Below are 17,117 nucleotides of genomic sequence, written 5' to 3' on the forward strand. Positions count from 1 at the left end.
CCCTGATCCGGTTCATGGATGCAGGGCCTTTGCTGTATGCGGGCAGGGGCGGCCAGGATTTAAGGCAGGTCCGGCCTTAATAGTATTTGCCCATCTCGGCCGGTACGCCATGTCGCTGCAAATAACGCTCCAGCGTCTCATCTTCCTCCAGCCTGGACCCCGCCAGCAGCAGATGGGTCGCAAACTGGTTTGCCTGCCGCTCATAGCGTCCGATTTCAAAAAACGTATGCTCTTCAATAAAAAAACGGCTGATGCCCTTATGCAGCCGGTCGTGTCCCAGCTCATGAGCGCAGACGAACCGCTGCCATTCCTCCGACAAATCCTCGTGAATGACGATGAACCGGCGGCGCAGCTTGCGGAAATAGATGCCCCGGGTCGTATCCCCCAAATTTGAATAACGGATATGTATTCCTAAACCTTCGGCGATTTCAAAGGGACAATTCGTCTTGAAACGGCGCACGAGTTTATGAATGATTTCTTTCACTGGCAGACCCCCGATTTATACACATTCCCGTAAAGCATATAAGAAAAAACAGACAGCCTGAAGCTGCAAAGCGGGCTCTAGCTGTCGATCATTGCGGTTTTTTTCGTTTGTTCATCTGTTTGGCTTCCCAGAACAAGCCGGTCAATACATCTTGAATACGCTGTTTATCCTCGGAAGAGAGCGGCATGCCGTCAAACATAATTTCATCTTCCTCCAGCATCTTGCGCAAATCTCGCTTGTCCTTGGTCGTAGCCCATGAAGGAACGTCGGGTTCTGCTGTTCCGGGCGCATCCATATAACCGGCAGCGTGCATAAAATCCTCGACCTTCACTCCGTTTTGCGCGGAGTCGGCAAGCTTCCGAATAATCGCCGCGCTCGGCGCGGAATCAATCAGCCCTCTGGACAGCCTCGAAATATATCCCGCATCTACGCCGGAATCCATGCTGTACTTGTTCATGGTTCTGCTGCCTCGGGCGGCAAGTAATAGCTCGGCAAATTGTTCCTTGTTAAAAACCATTGCCCATCATCCCTTCTTTACTAACCTATTATAACATATATCGTTGCGGACAGACAACAAAAACGTATTGTTTAAAAACAAAAAAAGACGTTGACTGTTGTCTATAAACATGATACATTATTAATTGTCCACGAACAATAGAAATGTTTGCCAGCATTTGAAGCGTTGGGCCCTTCGTTTCTAAGATGCAAAGCTGCTTGCAGGCTGAAGCAGCACGAGGGCTGCCCGAGCGAGGATCTATATATCCTGTTTCAATCATAAGGCTCCTTGATCTGCACAAGCCTACATACAGGGAAATGGCTGTTTAATCAGGATTTTATAAATAAAAGTGCTGGATGGGGCAGGAGGCTGCTTGCTTATTTCCATGCTTGCCGCGGATGGCTTGAAGTGCGGAAGCGTTGGGGAAAAGTGCGGAAACGAGTCTGGATTTCATCACTTAAGGGAGCAAAGGCAACCTGCTTGCGGGTTTGTCCCGGCTGGTTTTCTTGATTCGTTAAGCAGGGGATGTTGTCTGGTAACAACGATATTGTATGTCATAGGTAGTCGGCTTTTTTTATCACATTATATTGTCTACAAACAATAAACGAATGGAGGAATGAGGATGGCAGGATCGCGTAATGAGAAGGAGCAATATGCCATTGAACTGTTGAAACGCTACAAATGGTTAGCCGGCCGTATCAAGCTGCTGGAGAAGCAGCCGAACGGCGGCGGCCTTCCGATCGTTCTTGATTCCGGAGAGGACAAGCAGCAGGATCTCCATAACCAACCGCAGAGCCTGCCAGCTTCCTCTTATTTATCCCTGCGTGAGCTGCAGGAGCTTCAGTGGCGCAAGGAACTGCTGGATCGGGCGCTGGAGCTGCTGAGCGAGATTCGGCCGGAGCTGGTGAAGCTTCTGCGGCTTCGGTATATCGAGGGCCGGCTGGTGGACGATGTGGCTACCGAGCTGTGCATCTCCCGCAAAACCTTCGACCGCTGGCGGGTTCGGGCAATCGCTGAATTTGCGCATCTGATTTCCAGCTAGGCGCGCTTTAGAGTCAGGTTCATTTCCCTCAAGCGAGCGCTGGCAGTAAGTCGGCTGTCCAGGTGCTCAGGTACACAGCGAAGCCCGCGTGGTCGACCGACCGCCGTCATGCAGCGAAACACCGCGCGCTGGGAGCTGCGCGCGTGGCGGAACCCGCTGACTCATTGTCCCAAGCAAGGAGGGCAGCAAGGGCAAGCAGGCTGTTCTGCCTTTAATAATCGATTTGCAACCTGCCGGTGGAATGAGCACCTGTTTATGGGAGGAATCATAACGTCTCCGAGTGGCAGTGCTATCACGGAGCAGTGAAAAATAAGGCTGCTAGGCCATGTCATTTGAAGCATCTATAAGAAACGAATCAAATCTAACATATACATGACCTTTTAGTGACGCAAACATGTCGCAAATAGCTAAAAATACTGTGTTAATATGGATCTATAAACAATATATTACAAAAAAATGGTGATGGCGGGACAAGCCGCACAAGCGTGCAGCCGCCAGGGTGAAGCATCCCAAGGAAGGCCAGGGAGGGGGCCGGGATGATGAAAGAGGTGATGCAGGTTGATGCTGAAAGCAGGATGTTGGTAAATACAGCCGGCCGGCGGCCGGCAGAAGGAGTAAACAGGCATGAGTGTTACCGTTCAAGACGTGATTGACGGTGTAGTTGCGGCCCTTGCGGCAGCATACCCGGAAGCCCGCATCTATGCAGCTCCCGCTGATGTGCTGGTTGCCCCTTACTACTTGGTAGGCATTCTCGAATGCGGTCAAACCCGGGAGACGGGACGGCGCTATTTGCGCACGCACAAGCTGGATGTCCAGGTGACGGCGGGAACCGCATCCGAGCTGCTTGCAGCGGCGGAAGGACTGTACACGGTGCTAAGCTATGTCACCATCGGCGGCTTGCCCTGCCGGGGGAAGGGGATGAAGCATCAAGTGACAGAGGGTGTGCTTCATTTTACCGTCGAGTTTGATTTTCACGTGCTTCAGGCAGCGGAAGCGCTGCCCAAAATGCAGGAATATACCCATAAAGGAGCGATTAAGCAATGAAACGCAAAGTTGAAACGGCTGCCGCTGCGGTGAACACATCCGGCGCCGGAAATCCGGCTGGTTCCGAGGCGGCTTACAGTAAGCAGCAGCTGCTGCAGTCCAAGCTGTTCCCGCAAGGCCACAAGGATGTTATGAACGCGCTGCTGGCGGACGAACAGGCTTATACCATTAATGAAGTAAAATCCTCAATCGAACAATTTCTGAAAAAGGCGGTGCTGTAGTATGGCGGGTGGAACATGGAATACAACGAACAAGGTGCGTCCGGGTGTTTATATTAATTTTGTCAGTGAGGCGAAGGCGGTTGGCTCGGTGAGCGACCGGGGTATTGTGTCGCTTGCGCTTCCGCTCAGCTGGGGTCCTGCGAAGCAGGTCATTACCGCGGAGGCGGGCGCAGATACCACAAGCCTGCTCGGCTACAGCGTGACCGATGCCAGGCTGCTGCTTGTCCGTGAAGCGCTGAAACGCGCTAAAACGCTGCTGCTGTACCGGCTCAACAGCGGGGTCAAGGCTGCTGCCACAATGGGCGACCTGACGGTAACGGCAAAGCACGGCGGCGTGCGCGGGAACGATATTACGCTGGTGGTGCAGGTAAATGTGGATGATGCAGATTTGTTCGATGTCAAAACATTCGTCTCCGGCGAAGAGAAGGATGCGCAGACTGTAGCGGGGATCGCCGATCTGCAGGCGAACGACTGGGTCGTCTTCGGCGGGACAGGGGACTTGTCGGCATCGGCGGGTACTCCGCTCACCGGCGGCGCGGACGGCACGGTATCCAACCAGGATTATGTCGATTATTTGGCTGCGGTGGAGCTGCATGATTTCCAAACCGTGGCGCTTCCTTCGACAGACAGCTCGCTTAAGGCGCTGTACGCTTCGTTTGTCCGCCGTCTGCGTGAGGAGGAAGGCAAGAAGGTGCAGGCAGTGCTGGAAAATTACCCGTTGGCGGACTATGAGGGCATTATTAGCGTGAAGAACGGCGTTGTGCTGAATGACGGCACGGTCCTGAGCGCAGCGCAAGCCACCGCATGGGTAGCCGGTGCTACTGCGGGCGCAGGCCTCAATGAATCGCTCACCTACCAGGTATATGACGATGCTTCCGATGTAGGAACACGTTATACCAACAGCCAAATCGAGGCGGCGCTGCGCGGCGGGGAATTCGTATTCACTCCGGGCAAGGACGGTCCGGTGGTAGAGCAGGACATCAACACCTTGACCAGCATCAGCCCGAATAAGAACAAAGCGTTCTCCAAAAACCGCGTCATCCGCGTGCTGGACGGTCTGGCGGCTGATTTCAAACGGATCTTCGAATCGTACTATATCGGACAGGTGGATAACAACGCGGACGGCCGCAACCTGTTCCGCAACGAGTGCATCTCGTATTTGACCACGCTGCAAAACATGAATGCCATTCAAGCCTTCAACGCGCAAACCGATGTCATCGTCTCCGAGGGCGGCGATACGGACAGCATTATTATTGAAACGGCAGTACAGCCGGTAGATTCCGTTGAAAAAATTTATACGAAAGTGACGGTGAAGTAAGATGTCATACTTACGCGCAGGAGATACCATTTCTGGACAAGAGGGCCGGGCATTCGCCACCATTAACGGCAAAGTGGAGGATATGTTCTATATCAAGAAGCTGGAGGCCAAGGTCGAGAAGAAAAAAGCCGAGGTCAAAACGCTGGGTCACCGCGGTACGCAGCACAAGGCTGCGGGCTGGAGCGGAACCGGCAGCATGTCCATCTACTACGTCACCTCGCTGTTCCGCCAAATGATGCTCAAATACATTGAGGAAGGCAAAGATACGTACTTCGATGTATTCATCGTCAATGAGGACCCGCAAAGCACCGTCGGCCGCCAAACCGTCGTTATCGGTGGCGTCAACCTCAACAGCATCATTATGTCCACGCTTGACAGCGAGAGCGACACGCTGGCTGAGGATATCGAATTTACGTTCGAATCCGTGCGTATTCTGGAGAGCTTCAAGAGCCCTTCGCTCGCGGAATAGCCTTGCATGTCATTCCTGCTTGGTTCAGGCCGCTTCGGCAGCCGGTCCGCGTGGTCCGGCAAGACATGGGGCGGGGCAGTGCGCACCGGGGTGGGCGCGTGCTGTCCGGTATGCGGGCGGCCCCAGCCGTAATCGGCGGGGCCTGTCCCTCCGGCCGGGAAGCGCAGTGCACGGGGAGCGTCCGGTCGCCCTGAGGCTCTGCAACACGCGCGGGGACTCGCGCGCACCGGGACTGCCAATCCGCGGCCTCATCCCGCAGGAACGTTGTGAGCACGGCTGTAGCCGAGCATTCATCATCCTGAATCATTCATGTCAGCAGGCATTCATGTCACCAAGCATTCATGTAATGAAGCATTAAGGAAATGAAGCATTAAGGAAATGAAGCATTAAGGAAATGAAGCATATCCATTATCCATGAGGGGGAACTCAGAGTGAGTGATTTAAGCGTATTTTTTGCCCAAAATGCTGCATCGGAAGTTATCGAGGAATTTGCCGTGTCCGATCGGTTTAAAAACAAAAACGGTGAGCCGGTGCTGTGGCAGGTGCGCAGCATGACCGAGGGCGAGAACGAGGAGTGCCGGAAATCGGCAACCAAACGAATCAAAGGGAAGAATGGCTCCTACACGACGGAGACCAATCCGGATGAATATTTGGCCAAGCTGGTCGTCTCCTCCGTTGTATTCCCGAACCTGAAGGACGCCGAGCTTCAGAAATCGTACGGCATTATGGGCGCCGAAGCGCTGCTGCGCAAAATGCTCCGGCCTGGCGAATATGCGGCGCTGGTACAAAAGGTCCAAGCCCTGAACGGCTTCGACCGGAATATGGACGAGCTGGTGGAAGAGGTAAAAAACTAATCCACGAGGGCGATGGGGAGGCTAACTACGCCTACTACGCCCTCCACGAGCTCCGCATTTTACCGCACGATCTGGTGAAGATGTCCCGCTGGGAGAAGGCGGCCATCTTCGCGATGATCGACGTCCGCATCGAGACCGAGAAGAAGGAGCGGGCGAAATCGAAAAAGAGATAGGGGGTGAGGGGAATGGATGCGACCTTGATTCGTTCCGTATCGAATAGCTTTTCATCCGCTTCGTTTAGCGTACAAAGACTGCTTGTTTCTTGCACCAGCATGGTGAATGTGGGAGTTTTTGTATCCGTGGTTCAACAGGCGATTGGAGCTGTTCCCCAGTTGCAAACCCAGACGCAATCAGAAGCGCCTGATGCAGCTGAAGCTAATGTTTCAGGCTACAAACTGGCGTTTGAACAATTGGCGGCAATGAAGGATCAGCTTATGGGGCAAGTAAAGGAAGCCTATGACTACTATGCAGTCGGAATAAAAATGACGCTGAACCAGATGAGGGATCTGGCTGTCAGGACTGGAGACGTGTTAAAGGGAGTCGCAGTTAAAGCGGGAACCGAGATTGGCGAAGCGTATAGCAAAATGAGGGACAAAGCAATTGAGATGGCGCCTCAGGTTGTTAAGGCTTATCAGTATCTGAATACCAAATCGCAGGAAATTTTAGGGAGATTAGGGGACAGGATAACCAAGGTTGGTTCCAGAATAGGCGCAATCTACGACTCTTTTGCAAATGCTACAAGCAGGACTTTGAACAACCTAATGGTTCGGGTAGACAAGGTGAAGTCCGTCTTTAGTCCGTTTGTACTGATTATTCAGGAGTTTACCAATTCAATGAAGGGTGCTTTCAAAAGGGTTGCATCAGGGATTGCCGCATGGTCCTCCAATAATAGTCTTCTTCCGGGTAAAGAAGCGCTTTCGCGTGCATGGGAATTTGGAAAAAAAACAATCGAGTCTGCAGGACAGCAAGAATTGGTGAAGGATAGACTGATTGCCCGTACCGGAAGTGAGGAAACGGGAACGGCTATTTTTGACAAGTTTAAAAATCAAGCGATGACAGAAGGAAAAGATGTCACTGAAACATTGTCCGGTGTTGAAACCTTCCTTCCCATGACCTCCAGCACAGACCAAATTTCAAAGCTGCTCAAAATTTCGGATCAGCTTGCAGTATTTGATTCATCAGGGAAAGGAACCAAGGGAGCCTACGATGCTGTGAAGGCTGCTTTAAGCGGGGACGTGGGGGCTTTAACAAGCAAGTTCAATATTAAAAATCCGGCAGAAACCGCCAAAATTCAATCTGCAGCCAAATCAGGGGATACAGATGCAGTTATAAGCGCCATGTCACAGTTATTGGAACGACAAAATATGGGCGAAGCGGCTGTAAAGCAGGTTGATGAGAGCCCTCTAAAAAAATTAGAAACGCTGCAAACCAATTTTACAAACGCGATGAACAATGTTGGGATAGGAGCTTTGGAAGCACTGGTTCCGGTTATGGACAAAATGAATGAGGCTTTTCAAAGCGGGAAGCTTCAACCGTTCTTCGATTTAATCCGGAATGGCTTCACGGTAGGTGCGCAAGCAATGGGCGTGCTGGTTAACACGGCATTGTGGCTATTCAATGTGATTCAAAGCAACTGGCCTATGGTTCAAGCTATTTTCCTGGCACTTGCAGCAGTGTTTATTCCAATTCTAATTTCTCAGGTTTATTCATTGGCAGCAGCTTGGTTAGTAGGTATTGCTCCGATTTTGCTCGTTGTCGCTGTGATTGCTTTGCTTATTTATATTTTAATGCAATGTGGAGTGACAGCAGAGCAGATTGTGGGAACCATCATCGGTATTTTTTATATGTTGTATGCCCAAATCTATAACCAGATTGCGCTCATTTGGAACATTTTTGCCAGCCTTGCCGAATTCCTAATTAATCTTTTCAATGATCCTGTCTATGCCGTTCAGAAGCTCTTCTATGATTTGGCGATGATATTCATGACTAATATGTACAACATGATGCGCAGCGCAGAGGAGTTTGCAGGAGGGTTTATGAAGACCGTCAATGCGGGAATCAACGGTGTCATTAAAGGTATTAACTGGTTGACTAAAGCGATGAACCAGATTCTTGGCACCAACATGAAGGAATTCTCCTTATTAGATGAACAAAATATACATGCTGTAAGCGACGGAATTAAGGGGATCATGGACCGTATGACCGAGCCTGTCAGCACGGAAAATGTGGTTAAAGTTGATCGGCTGGATCCGATGAATCCAAAAGCCGCTTTTGATTCCGGATATAGTGTCGGGGCCGGGATTATGAATAGTTTATCCGGTATGTCCAATATGCTGACCCCGGATACAGGCAATATTCAATTTAACAAGCTGAACAACAATCAGGCCGGTGCTGCAGCAGCCGGCAGTACGCAGGCGCCCAACATAAACCATGTGAACACCGTCGGAAGCATTGATGACAAGGTTAACGTGGATAGTGAGGATATCAAAATTATGCGCGATTTGGCGGAAGAGAAAAACATTCAAAATTTCGTCGCTCTGACGCCAACCGTCCAGGTAACTACCGGTGATATTCGCAGCGGTGAAGATGTAGATACGATTATCAGACGTATTGAGATGCATCTGGAGCAGCAGTTTGTTGCAACAGCGGAGGGGGTATATGCCTAATGGATCTGCCGAATGAATATGGGATCTGGCTGAGCTTTAACAATCAGGAGAACGGCTTTCGGCTGCCGGTGAATCCCGAATCCATTGAGGTTCAACGCAGCGGGGATGCCAAATCATATCAAGTTCAGGGCTTGGGCGAAATTAACGTCATTAAAGATCCGAAGCTGACACAGTATAACTTTTCCGGCATTTTCCCCGCTCAGTATTATCCGTTTGTCCTTGTGGATAAGCTTGCGGCTCCTCCTCAATATGTTCGAATGATTGAACAGTGGATGGAGACCAACCGTCCGATCCGATTTGTGTTTACAAGTAAGGATTTCGACATCAATACTCCGGCCAGTATCGAGAAATTTGACTGGAAAGAGACGGCCGGAGGCTCGGGAGACATTGAATACCAGCTTACCTTGAAGCGGTATGTTTTTTATTCCGCCAAAAAAGCAAGGAAGCTGGATGCAAGTGAAGTCCAGCAAGCCAAGGAGAATGGGCTGCTTCAGTCCGGGGAGGGGATGCGCCCCGATACCCGTGTCATCCCATGGACTCTGGATGTGCGCAATGATGATAATGTATGGCTCATCGCCAAAAAAATTTATGGAGATGGCTCCCGTTATCAGGAATTGCAGTCTCTGAACGGCCTTAGCGATGCGGAGGCCAAGAAGCTGCCTGCGGGCTTTACCTTGAAGCTGCCGGAGGTGGGAAGCGTTGCTGGAAATTCTTTCTGGTAATCATTCCGGTGATCTATGGGATATCTCCGAAATCGTAGCAGAGATTAGCTGGAAAACGGGCCGCATCGGCAAAGCCTCCAGTGTGGAGTTTACTTTTATCAAGGGTGCTTTATATCAGGACAAGGATTTTGCCATTGAGCCAGGTGACATCATCCGAATGACTAAGGATGGGAAGGGCCTGTTTTACGGGTATGTATTCAGCATTGACAGCGGCCGAGAGGAGAATGTCCGGGTTACTGCATATGACCAGGTCCGGTACTTGATGTCCAATGACTTCGTGCAGCTTAAAAATGTGACAGCAACAGAGGTCATCCGGCATATTGCGGGTGCATTTAATCTCCAGACGGGTGAGCTGGCAGACACGGAGCATAAAATTCCGACGATACTTGAGGATGGCAAGAAGCTGCTGGACATCATTTGCAAAGCCCTGGACTTGACCCTTATCTCCACCGGCAAAATGTATGTATTTTATGATGATTTCGGCGAACTGACCTTACGGGATATGGACACTATGGCTGTGTACGATATCTCGCTTGGTGAAGGCAGCTTGTTGTTCGATTACAGCTCCAAGCGTTCCATTGACAGCGAAACCTACAACTACATCAAGCTGATGAAGGACGATAAAGAGGCCGGGGGAAGAGTGTTCCACATTCTGAAGAATAGTGAAACCATAGCGAGATGGGGGATTCTCCAGAAGTATGAGAAGGTCGATGAAAAGCTGAATACGGAGCAGATTAATGCCCGGTTGGAGCAGCTCATGTCCTGGCATAACCGGGAGCAAAGGTCCATGAGTCTTCAAGCTATTGGAGATCCCCGGGTCAGGGCTGGCTGTTATGTCCCTGTCTTTATTCGTGAGCTTGGTATTGAGCAAATGTATCTGGTTGAGGAATGCACTCATAAATTTGAAGGGGCGGATCACACCATGCAACTGGAATTGAAGGTGATTTCATGAGTCGGATGCTGGAAATTATTAAAAAAGCCGGTGTTGGCGCCGTCGAGGCCGGCAGCCCGGTAGCCGTTATGTTGGGGACGGTAGTTTCAGGCGAGCCGCTGGAAATTCAAGTCGATCAGCGCTTTGTGCTCACCTCGGAATTTCTGATGCTGCCGGAATCTCTAACTCCGTATGAGGTTCAGCTTCATCATCATCACGTGTATACGGATCAAACGACGGGTGGTACAGCCACCCGGATAACCGAAGAAGCTATGCCGGACCCTATTGTCATCCGCAAAAAGCTGGAGCCTGGAGATAAGGTGCTGCTGCTGCGAATGCAGGGCGGACAACAGTTTGTCGTGCTGGATAGGCTGGTGAGCCCATGATTCCACAAGGAAATGCTCTGCAGAAGCAGCAGCTGGTGACAGCCTCTGTTCAACCGAGCCGGACATATCGTCTTCACACGGCTTCAGGTCATGTAGCGGGGATGGTTGAAGGGCTGGAGGCTCTGGAGCAGGCGGTGTTCAAAATTTTACAGACACCGCGTTATGCGCATCTCATCTATACATTTAACTACGGGAATGAAATGAATGACATCATTGGCCGCCATCCGCTGCTGGTCCGCTCAGAGCTGAACCGGCTGCTGCAGGAGGCGCTGCTGCAGGATGATCGGATTACCGCTGTGACGGATGTGGCGATCACACTCGAAGAGGATGCCGCGCTGATCAGCTTTACGGTTGTTTCGAAGCTGGGCAGCCTGGAAATGAAGCAGGAGGTGAAGAAGAATGTATGAGCTGCAAACCTATGAAGCGTTATTAAAACGCATGCTGGAACGGGTGCCCGCAAGCGTGGACAAGCGGGAGGGCAGCATCATTTACGATGCGCTTGCTCCGGCGGCGCTGGAGCTGGCCCAAATGTATGTCGAGCTGGATGCCAATCTGCGGCTTGCGTTCGCAGATACGTCGAGCGGGGAATGGCTCTCCCGGCGGACGGAGGAATTCGGCGTGACGCGACAGGCGGCGACGAAGGCGAAGCGCAAGGGAAGCTTTTATAATCAATCGGGTGAATGGTCGGATATCCCGCTGAACAGCCGCTTTGCCATTCAGGGAGTGAAATATACGGCGGTGGAGAAGATTGAGCCCGGACAATTTGTACTGGAATGTGAAACAGCCGGTACTGCGGGCAATCAGCATTTCGGCACCTTGCTTCCGGTAGATTATATTAATGGGCTGTCCCGGGCCGAGCTTGGCGATGTACTGGTTCCGGGAGCGGACGAGGAAAGCGACGAGGCGCTGCGAGCCCGGTATTTTGCAGCAGTCAATGAGCAGCCCTTCGGGGGCAATATTGCGGATTATAAGCGCGAGATTGGCGGTATTGCCGGTGTCGGCGGGGTCAAGATTTTCCCGGTATGGCAGGGCGGCGGTACAGTGAAGTGTACCCTGATTGCCTCGGATTGGTCGGCTCCGGCGGCGGCCTTGGTGGATGAGGTGCAGGCCTTCATGGATCCGGCTCCTCGCCACGGGGAGGGACTTGGTCTTGCCCCGCTCGGGCATCAGGTTACTATCGCCGGCGTGGAGGGGGTAGCGGTCGATGTTACGGCAACTCTTACCCTGCAAAACGGCACGACGCTGGGCCAGGTTCAGGACGCCATTCATGAGGTCATTAGCGACTATATGCTGTCACTGCGCAAAGCGTGGCCGGAGGAGGAGCGTCTCATCGTGCGGATTAGTCAAATCGATGCGCGAATATTGACCATTGCCGGAGTGGCTGATGTTACGAATACGCTGCTGAATGGAGCGGCAGCCAATCTGGAGCTGGACGGGGAGCAAATTCCGAATCCGGGGGCGGTGGTGCTGCATGTCAACTAAGCTTCAGAGATATTTGCCCGATTTTTACAATGGTATTGCCGAATTCGAGCTGTTGACCGGTACGGAAGACATGGAGCTGGATTTGTTAAAACAAGCTATCGGCCAGTGGCTGGACGACCAGTTTGTGATGACCGCGGGTGAACAAGCCCTGAAACGGCGGGAGCAGCAGCTTCAGATTCGCGCTGATGTCTCGACTGAGACGCTGGAATTCCGCCGCAAACGACTCATAAACCGCTATTCGGCTAAACCGCCTTTTACCAAGCGTTATTTGCAGCAGCGGCTGGATTATTTGCTTGGTCCGGGCAAGGCCGAAGTAGATGTGGATGGAGACGAGTTCATCTTGCGGATTACCATCAGCGTTCCGGATGCCGCGGTTTTTAAAGAAATTGCGTTTATGATTCAAACGACAAAGCCGGCCAATATGATTTACAACCAGGCCACGTCACTGGAGGACCGAATCGGGATTGAGGAGCATCTCTGGAAAACTCCCTTGATTCGGGCGACCCTGCTGGGCAGCTGGCAGCTAGGCCGTGTGCCGTTTGCAATACGCGGGCAGGAGGTGCAAATTGGATGATTACTTCAACATATTTAGCTGAGCTTGCCGGATATACCGATCAGAGGATTGCCAAGGTGCTTTTGAATGACAGCTACGAAATTTCGGACTTCAGCGTCAAGCAGCAGACCGGTTCCACTGTTGATCTGGAGTACCTCATTCCGAATGGCTCCGTCTCTGAAGTGACCAAGATTGAGCTGCGGGGAGCGTCGGGCGATGTCATTAGCTCAAGCGCCGTCTATGTCCCGATTACATCGGATACGATCATCAGGCAAATTCTCACAGTCAGAGAGGCGGGCGGGACAGGATGAGTTATTCAGCCAAAACCAACTGGAAGCTGGACGAAATTGTTACAGAAGGTGATTTAAACCGGATCGAGCAGGGGGTGAAGGAGGCTCACGAGGGTGTGCAAGCCTCCTTGCCGAACACAGACGGAAGTGTGACTGATGCCAATATCGGCAGCAGGACAATCACGGATTCCGAAGCACCGACCGGGGATGAAGGTACGCCGACGGAGCTCTGGAACTGGCAGGCTTACATGACCAAAGCCATTACCGGAGAGACGAATTGGCGGACTGCACCGGATCTGACGCTGAAGGATGTTCAGACCAGACTGGAGGCAGCGACAAATGTGGCAACAGCCGGAACGTTAGTCGAACGGGACGGAGCCGGCAGATTCAAAGCTGCAGCTCCTGCCGCAGCAGATGACGTGGCGCGCAAGGCGGAGGTGGATGCGGCCTCTGCAGCAGCCGGTGCAGCGCAGGCAGCTGCCAATAACGCCCAGACGAGAGCGAATGCGGGCTTGCCGAAGGATGGCAGTGAGGCGATGACGGGCCCGCTAGTCGTTCATGGTGCAAAAGGCATTACTTCCGGCTCTTGGGGAACCATATCCTCTGCGGCTAACGGTAACTATCTGCTTGGTCACAATTGCTATATTGATATCAATACAGGGGATTTCAAGTATAAAAATACCCATGCTAATTTCGGAGCACGCGGAATTTATTTCACTTGGAATGGAGCCGCTAATACAGTGCAACCCTTTTATTTTGATATGGGGAACGTTCCAAGTACAGCAGATACTGTCTTCACACCAACATTAAACAAAATATGGCATGCGGGTAATGATGGGGCGGGGAGCGGGTTAGATGCGGACTTGCTGGACGGCAAGCAGGCAACCGATTTTGCCCCAAGCGGCTTTGGGTTAGGTACTGCGTCTCAGTCAATCTCGGGTAAAGATTTAAATCATATCCGAGAGACAGGATGGTATCATGGCAACGAGGTTGTGAATGCTCCGGGAGCCGGTTGGCATTGGTTTGAAGTAATCAGACATGAAGCCTCTGATAATGTCCTTCAACAGGCATGGAGCTACTTTTCTAGCGACCAGTATGTTAGAAGATTGCAGGAGGGTGTCTGGGGGCCTTGGGTCCAGGTATGGAATGCTGGAAATAACGCTGCACTTGATAAAAATACCGGTGGAATTGTGTCTGGACGTTTAACCACAGTTAAAAATACGAATGCAGCCAAAGATGGCGCATTCTATGTTTCCTCAGGTATGGAGGTAGCAACAGCTGATGGCAGTTCGCCAGCTTTTTCTTTTCACCGAATGGGTTTCTATGCCAAAGCCATTTATCTTGATGCCGATGGGAAACTAAAAACAGTGGATAGTAATGGAACTTTGGGGAATTTAATTGAATCATCAAGCCCGTCTTTGCAAATTCGGGACAACAACGGCGTACTTGAATTTTACTCAGGAGGGGTGTGGAAGCCTGTGGGGGGCGTCAAGAGTGTGCAGCGTGGAATCATAAATACTAGCAACGGTTACACGTATACAGATGTATCAATAAAAGCTGTAAATGTTGATAAGGCTTCGGTAAATCCCTTAAGCTTTGGTTCGGCTTTTAATTGGGAGCTTATAGGTTCTACGGTGCTGCGCATCTATCATGGTGCTGCAGTCTCCTCTACGACCTTAAGATGGGAAATCATTGAATATTACTAAAAGGAGGTAGAACATTTAAATGTTCAAATATGCTCAAATCGATCTCAATACTGGTTTTTGTGTCGGTGTATCGTATTTGTCAGGTGAAGTTAAGGCAGCCCACATGCTGCCTTTGACGGAGGGACAGGATGTGCAGCCGGGGGACATTTTTATGGATGGGGAATGGACAAGGCCTGCGTCATCTTCATCAGTAGGTAAAAAACGCTGGTGGGAGAAATTTAGGAAGTAGCGTATGTTTTATAACGAATAATCGATTTTACTCTCGTTGGAGCGATGAAAATAACGGAGAGGGAATCTGTAAATCAAGGAGGTCACCATGTCCTTTCATTCGAAAACAGATTGGAAATACGATGAAATCGTAACAGAGCACGATTTGAACCGGATTGAGCAGGGGATTGCGGATGCTCATGAAGGAGCGCGCGCCATTTCGGATACAGAAGCTCCTTCAAGTGACACAGGAGCCCCCAATAAGCTGTGGGGCTGGCTTGCCTATATGATCAAGAGTATTACCGGAAAATCGTCCTGGCGGACGGCACCCGCCATTAATCTCGAAACGGTTTCTAGCCGGTTAGGACAAGCCGTGAATGTAAATAGCCAACCGACCTTCGGACGTGTCAATATTATTTATGCCGGTAATGACGCAGCGCTTCTTTTACAAAATACAGGTACAAACGGACGTGGCTGGCTTCTCGGTTCCGGGTCTGGAGCTTCTGGTATTGGTGTAGGGAAGTTCGGAGTGTGGGATCAAACGTCCGGAACGCTCAGGCTATCTGTTGACCCTAATGGGGGAGTTAAGACTACCAATAACACCCTTGATGACGGAGCAGGTAATGTCCATGTAAAGGGTGCCTTCAGACTTACGCAGCCAAGCTCACAAGCAGATCCCAATCCTCATAAATGGCTGCGTAGTGACAATGGTTTTCTGCAGGTAATCAATAGCGACTTTTCAAGAGCGCTAATTAGTATTGATGATTCGGGAAACACAATAACAAGAGGCGCTATTACCTTGGATAACGGTGGAGTTGATACCCCGGAGATTAGTTGGAAGGATTCGGTGCACGGCAGTCAGACGTGGATGGATATGTGGTATGAAGAATTAAGGGTTTTTACAAGCTATCGAGGCGGGCCGATCTTGTTCCCATTGAAAATTAATCTTCCGACGGGTTCACTTGCTTCTAAAGTGAATACACTTGATGACGGTTCCGGCAAGGCTGTAATTAAAGGGACCCTTCATGCCTCTGTTTCCACGAAAGGTACGAATGGTGGTGATGGAACGGCAGCTCGTGCGCTTACTATTGGTGGAAATCTTGACGGGGCCGCATTATACAACGAAAATTTATCATTCATTGGAGTAAATCAGAGTGCCGGAGCCAGTGAAACGGTTTTTGCTTCAATAGCATCCGCTGATGACAGAGATGGTTCGGCGTTTTCTTTCAGGACGCTTATGGGATCGGCTGCTCCTTACGGGTTGAGTACGAATTTATTTGGAATATCCCGCAGTGGTCGCATTAATACCAAGAACAACGTACTTGATTTTGGGAATGGTAATACTTTTTTTACAGGGGCTATTCACGAATTCGGTGCGCCTGCTACGGGTGGAGTAGGAATAGAAATTGGTTCAATTGTAGCGGCTAATCCAGCGTATATCGATTTTCACTCAAGCGGGAATACAATTGACTATGATGCTAGAATACTGGCAACAGGAGGTAACAGCACACTAGGAAGTGGCACAATACATTTGGCTGCTGCTCAAGTCAGTCTTCCACACTCTACATTGGTAAATGGATATAACGTGCTACGGGCTGTGAGTGGGGGACATCAGGTACAAAGCGGAAGTGCAAGTGTAATTATTAACACGAGCGGTGTGTCCGTTGATGTAAACGTTCCTTTTCCAGTAGCATTTGCTACAACCCCTAAGATTCTACCTGTATTGGAAGCTGTTAGCAACGCTAATAATACTTATGTGACCGTGCAAGCGGCCAATAAGAGTATTACCGGATTTACACTTCGATGCAATAGCGGTATCCCTCAAACATTACTCATAAACTGGATTGCCATAGGATCATAAGTCCGGTCAGATGGCCTGTATTTATCCAGGTGTCTTCGGTGCGGTCGTTCTTTGAGAGGCTTTTATCCTTTATACGCAGAACCCATTTTGGAAAAATGCTTGAAATGGTAAGAACGATTCACATTCTTGCGTGGGAGAACACGGAGGAGAATCAAAACTGGTGGAAGAGGACACAGGGTTTATCTGTATTGGCGGCGGCCTATCATTTAATGCGGAACGAACCTCGAGCTAAGGAAACGGGCTTAGCCTTCCCTGCTTCTGCTCCACGCCCTTCGGGCTGCGGAACGGGTTCGGGTATGTCTGTATCCATATTCAACGTAAAGGTTGTCACTAGCTTTTTTTCATTGGAAACTCATTTGAGCTCTGTTCCGCTGTCCGGCTCAAC

19 protein-coding genes are annotated in these 17,117 nt (G+C 50.7%); 17 read left to right on the forward strand and 2 right to left on the reverse strand.

Annotation, left to right across the window (positions count from 1 at the left end; translation table 11 throughout):
• Positions 1 to 76 precede the first annotated feature (76 nt).
• Together WBG83_RS19470 and WBG83_RS19475 are read right to left on the reverse strand one after the other, a co-directional pair.
• On the reverse strand, positions 77 to 484 hold the full coding sequence (locus tag WBG83_RS19470) for an ImmA/IrrE family metallo-endopeptidase (RefSeq protein ID WP_336747001.1): 408 nt from the start codon (positions 482 to 484) through the stop codon (positions 77 to 79).
• A gap of 88 nt (positions 485 to 572) precedes the next feature.
• On the reverse strand, positions 573 to 1,001 hold the full coding sequence (locus WBG83_RS19475) for a transcriptional regulator (protein ID WP_336747002.1): 429 nt from the start codon (positions 999 to 1,001) through the stop codon (positions 573 to 575).
• A 601-nt stretch (positions 1,002 to 1,602) separates the two neighbouring features.
• Here WBG83_RS19475 and WBG83_RS19480 point away from each other — a divergent pair.
• The 17 genes from WBG83_RS19480 (at position 1,603) to WBG83_RS19560 (ending at position 16,732) form a co-directional block, all read left to right on the forward strand.
• Positions 1,603 to 2,022 carry an ECF-type sigma factor gene (locus WBG83_RS19480; RefSeq protein ID WP_336747003.1) on the forward strand — a complete coding sequence of 140 codons (420 nt, stop codon included), beginning with the start codon at positions 1,603 to 1,605 and terminating at the stop codon, positions 2,020 to 2,022.
• A gap of 624 nt (positions 2,023 to 2,646) precedes the next feature.
• The gene (locus tag WBG83_RS19485; protein ID WP_336747004.1) at positions 2,647 to 3,066 is read left to right on the forward strand and encodes a phage tail terminator family protein; all 420 of its coding nucleotides are present in this window, start codon (positions 2,647 to 2,649) and stop codon (positions 3,064 to 3,066) included.
• Positions 3,063 to 3,287 (forward strand): hypothetical protein, encoded by a 225-nt coding sequence (locus WBG83_RS19490; protein WP_336747005.1) that lies wholly within the window; start codon positions 3,063 to 3,065, stop codon positions 3,285 to 3,287. Before WBG83_RS19485 ends, WBG83_RS19490 begins: the two co-directional genes overlap by 4 nt.
• 1 nt (position 3,288) lies before the next feature.
• A complete protein-coding gene (locus tag WBG83_RS19495; RefSeq protein WP_336747006.1) occupies positions 3,289 to 4,605 on the forward strand; it encodes a phage tail sheath family protein in 1,317 nt (438 codons plus the stop codon).
• 1 nt (position 4,606) lies between these two features.
• The gene (locus WBG83_RS19500) at positions 4,607 to 5,074 is read left to right on the forward strand and encodes a phage tail tube protein (protein WP_336747007.1); all 468 of its coding nucleotides are present in this window, start codon (positions 4,607 to 4,609) and stop codon (positions 5,072 to 5,074) included.
• Between the two features lie 431 nt (positions 5,075 to 5,505).
• Positions 5,506 to 5,928 (forward strand): phage tail assembly chaperone, encoded by a 423-nt coding sequence (locus WBG83_RS19505; protein ID WP_336747008.1) that lies wholly within the window; start codon positions 5,506 to 5,508, stop codon positions 5,926 to 5,928.
• A gap of 185 nt (positions 5,929 to 6,113) precedes the next feature.
• Positions 6,114 to 8,594 (forward strand): hypothetical protein, encoded by a 2,481-nt coding sequence (locus WBG83_RS19510; protein ID WP_336747009.1) that lies wholly within the window; start codon positions 6,114 to 6,116, stop codon positions 8,592 to 8,594.
• Complete coding sequence (locus WBG83_RS19515; RefSeq protein WP_336747010.1) at positions 8,594 to 9,316, forward strand: LysM peptidoglycan-binding domain-containing protein; 723 nt, start codon at positions 8,594 to 8,596, stop codon at positions 9,314 to 9,316. The genes WBG83_RS19510 and WBG83_RS19515 overlap by 1 nt, the downstream gene beginning before the upstream one ends.
• Entirely contained in the window at positions 9,294 to 10,268 is a 975-nt protein-coding gene (locus WBG83_RS19520) for an XkdQ/YqbQ family protein (RefSeq protein ID WP_336747011.1), read from the forward strand. Before WBG83_RS19515 ends, WBG83_RS19520 begins: the two co-directional genes overlap by 23 nt.
• Positions 10,265 to 10,633 (forward strand): DUF2577 domain-containing protein, encoded by a 369-nt coding sequence (locus tag WBG83_RS19525; RefSeq protein WP_336747012.1) that lies wholly within the window; start codon positions 10,265 to 10,267, stop codon positions 10,631 to 10,633. The genes WBG83_RS19520 and WBG83_RS19525 overlap by 4 nt, the downstream gene beginning before the upstream one ends.
• Complete coding sequence (locus WBG83_RS19530; protein WP_336747013.1) at positions 10,630 to 11,040, forward strand: DUF2634 domain-containing protein; 411 nt, start codon at positions 10,630 to 10,632, stop codon at positions 11,038 to 11,040. Before WBG83_RS19525 ends, WBG83_RS19530 begins: the two co-directional genes overlap by 4 nt.
• Positions 11,033 to 12,115 (forward strand): baseplate J/gp47 family protein, encoded by a 1,083-nt coding sequence (locus tag WBG83_RS19535; RefSeq protein ID WP_336747014.1) that lies wholly within the window; start codon positions 11,033 to 11,035, stop codon positions 12,113 to 12,115. The genes WBG83_RS19530 and WBG83_RS19535 overlap by 8 nt, the downstream gene beginning before the upstream one ends.
• Positions 12,105 to 12,689: a putative phage tail protein gene (locus WBG83_RS19540; protein ID WP_336747015.1), complete on the forward strand. Its 585-nt coding sequence runs from the start codon at positions 12,105 to 12,107 to the stop codon at positions 12,687 to 12,689. The genes WBG83_RS19535 and WBG83_RS19540 overlap by 11 nt, the downstream gene beginning before the upstream one ends.
• On the forward strand, positions 12,686 to 12,979 hold the full coding sequence (locus WBG83_RS19545) for a ketopantoate hydroxymethyltransferase (RefSeq protein ID WP_336747016.1): 294 nt from the start codon (positions 12,686 to 12,688) through the stop codon (positions 12,977 to 12,979). Before WBG83_RS19540 ends, WBG83_RS19545 begins: the two co-directional genes overlap by 4 nt.
• A complete protein-coding gene (locus tag WBG83_RS19550; protein WP_336747017.1) occupies positions 12,976 to 14,664 on the forward strand; it encodes a pyocin knob domain-containing protein in 1,689 nt (562 codons plus the stop codon). The genes WBG83_RS19545 and WBG83_RS19550 overlap by 4 nt, the downstream gene beginning before the upstream one ends.
• A 19-nt stretch (positions 14,665 to 14,683) precedes the next feature.
• A complete protein-coding gene (locus WBG83_RS19555; protein WP_336747018.1) occupies positions 14,684 to 14,893 on the forward strand; it encodes a hypothetical protein in 210 nt (69 codons plus the stop codon).
• Between the two features lie 87 nt (positions 14,894 to 14,980).
• Positions 14,981 to 16,732, forward strand: coding sequence for an H-type lectin domain-containing protein (locus tag WBG83_RS19560; protein WP_336747019.1), 1,752 nt, complete (start codon positions 14,981 to 14,983; stop codon positions 16,730 to 16,732).
• Positions 16,733 to 17,117 lie beyond the last annotated feature (385 nt).

The sequence above is a fragment of the Paenibacillus sp. y28 genome, assembly GCF_037137075.1.
Lineage (GTDB): Bacteria > Bacillota > Bacilli > Paenibacillales > NBRC-103111 > JBBBNV01.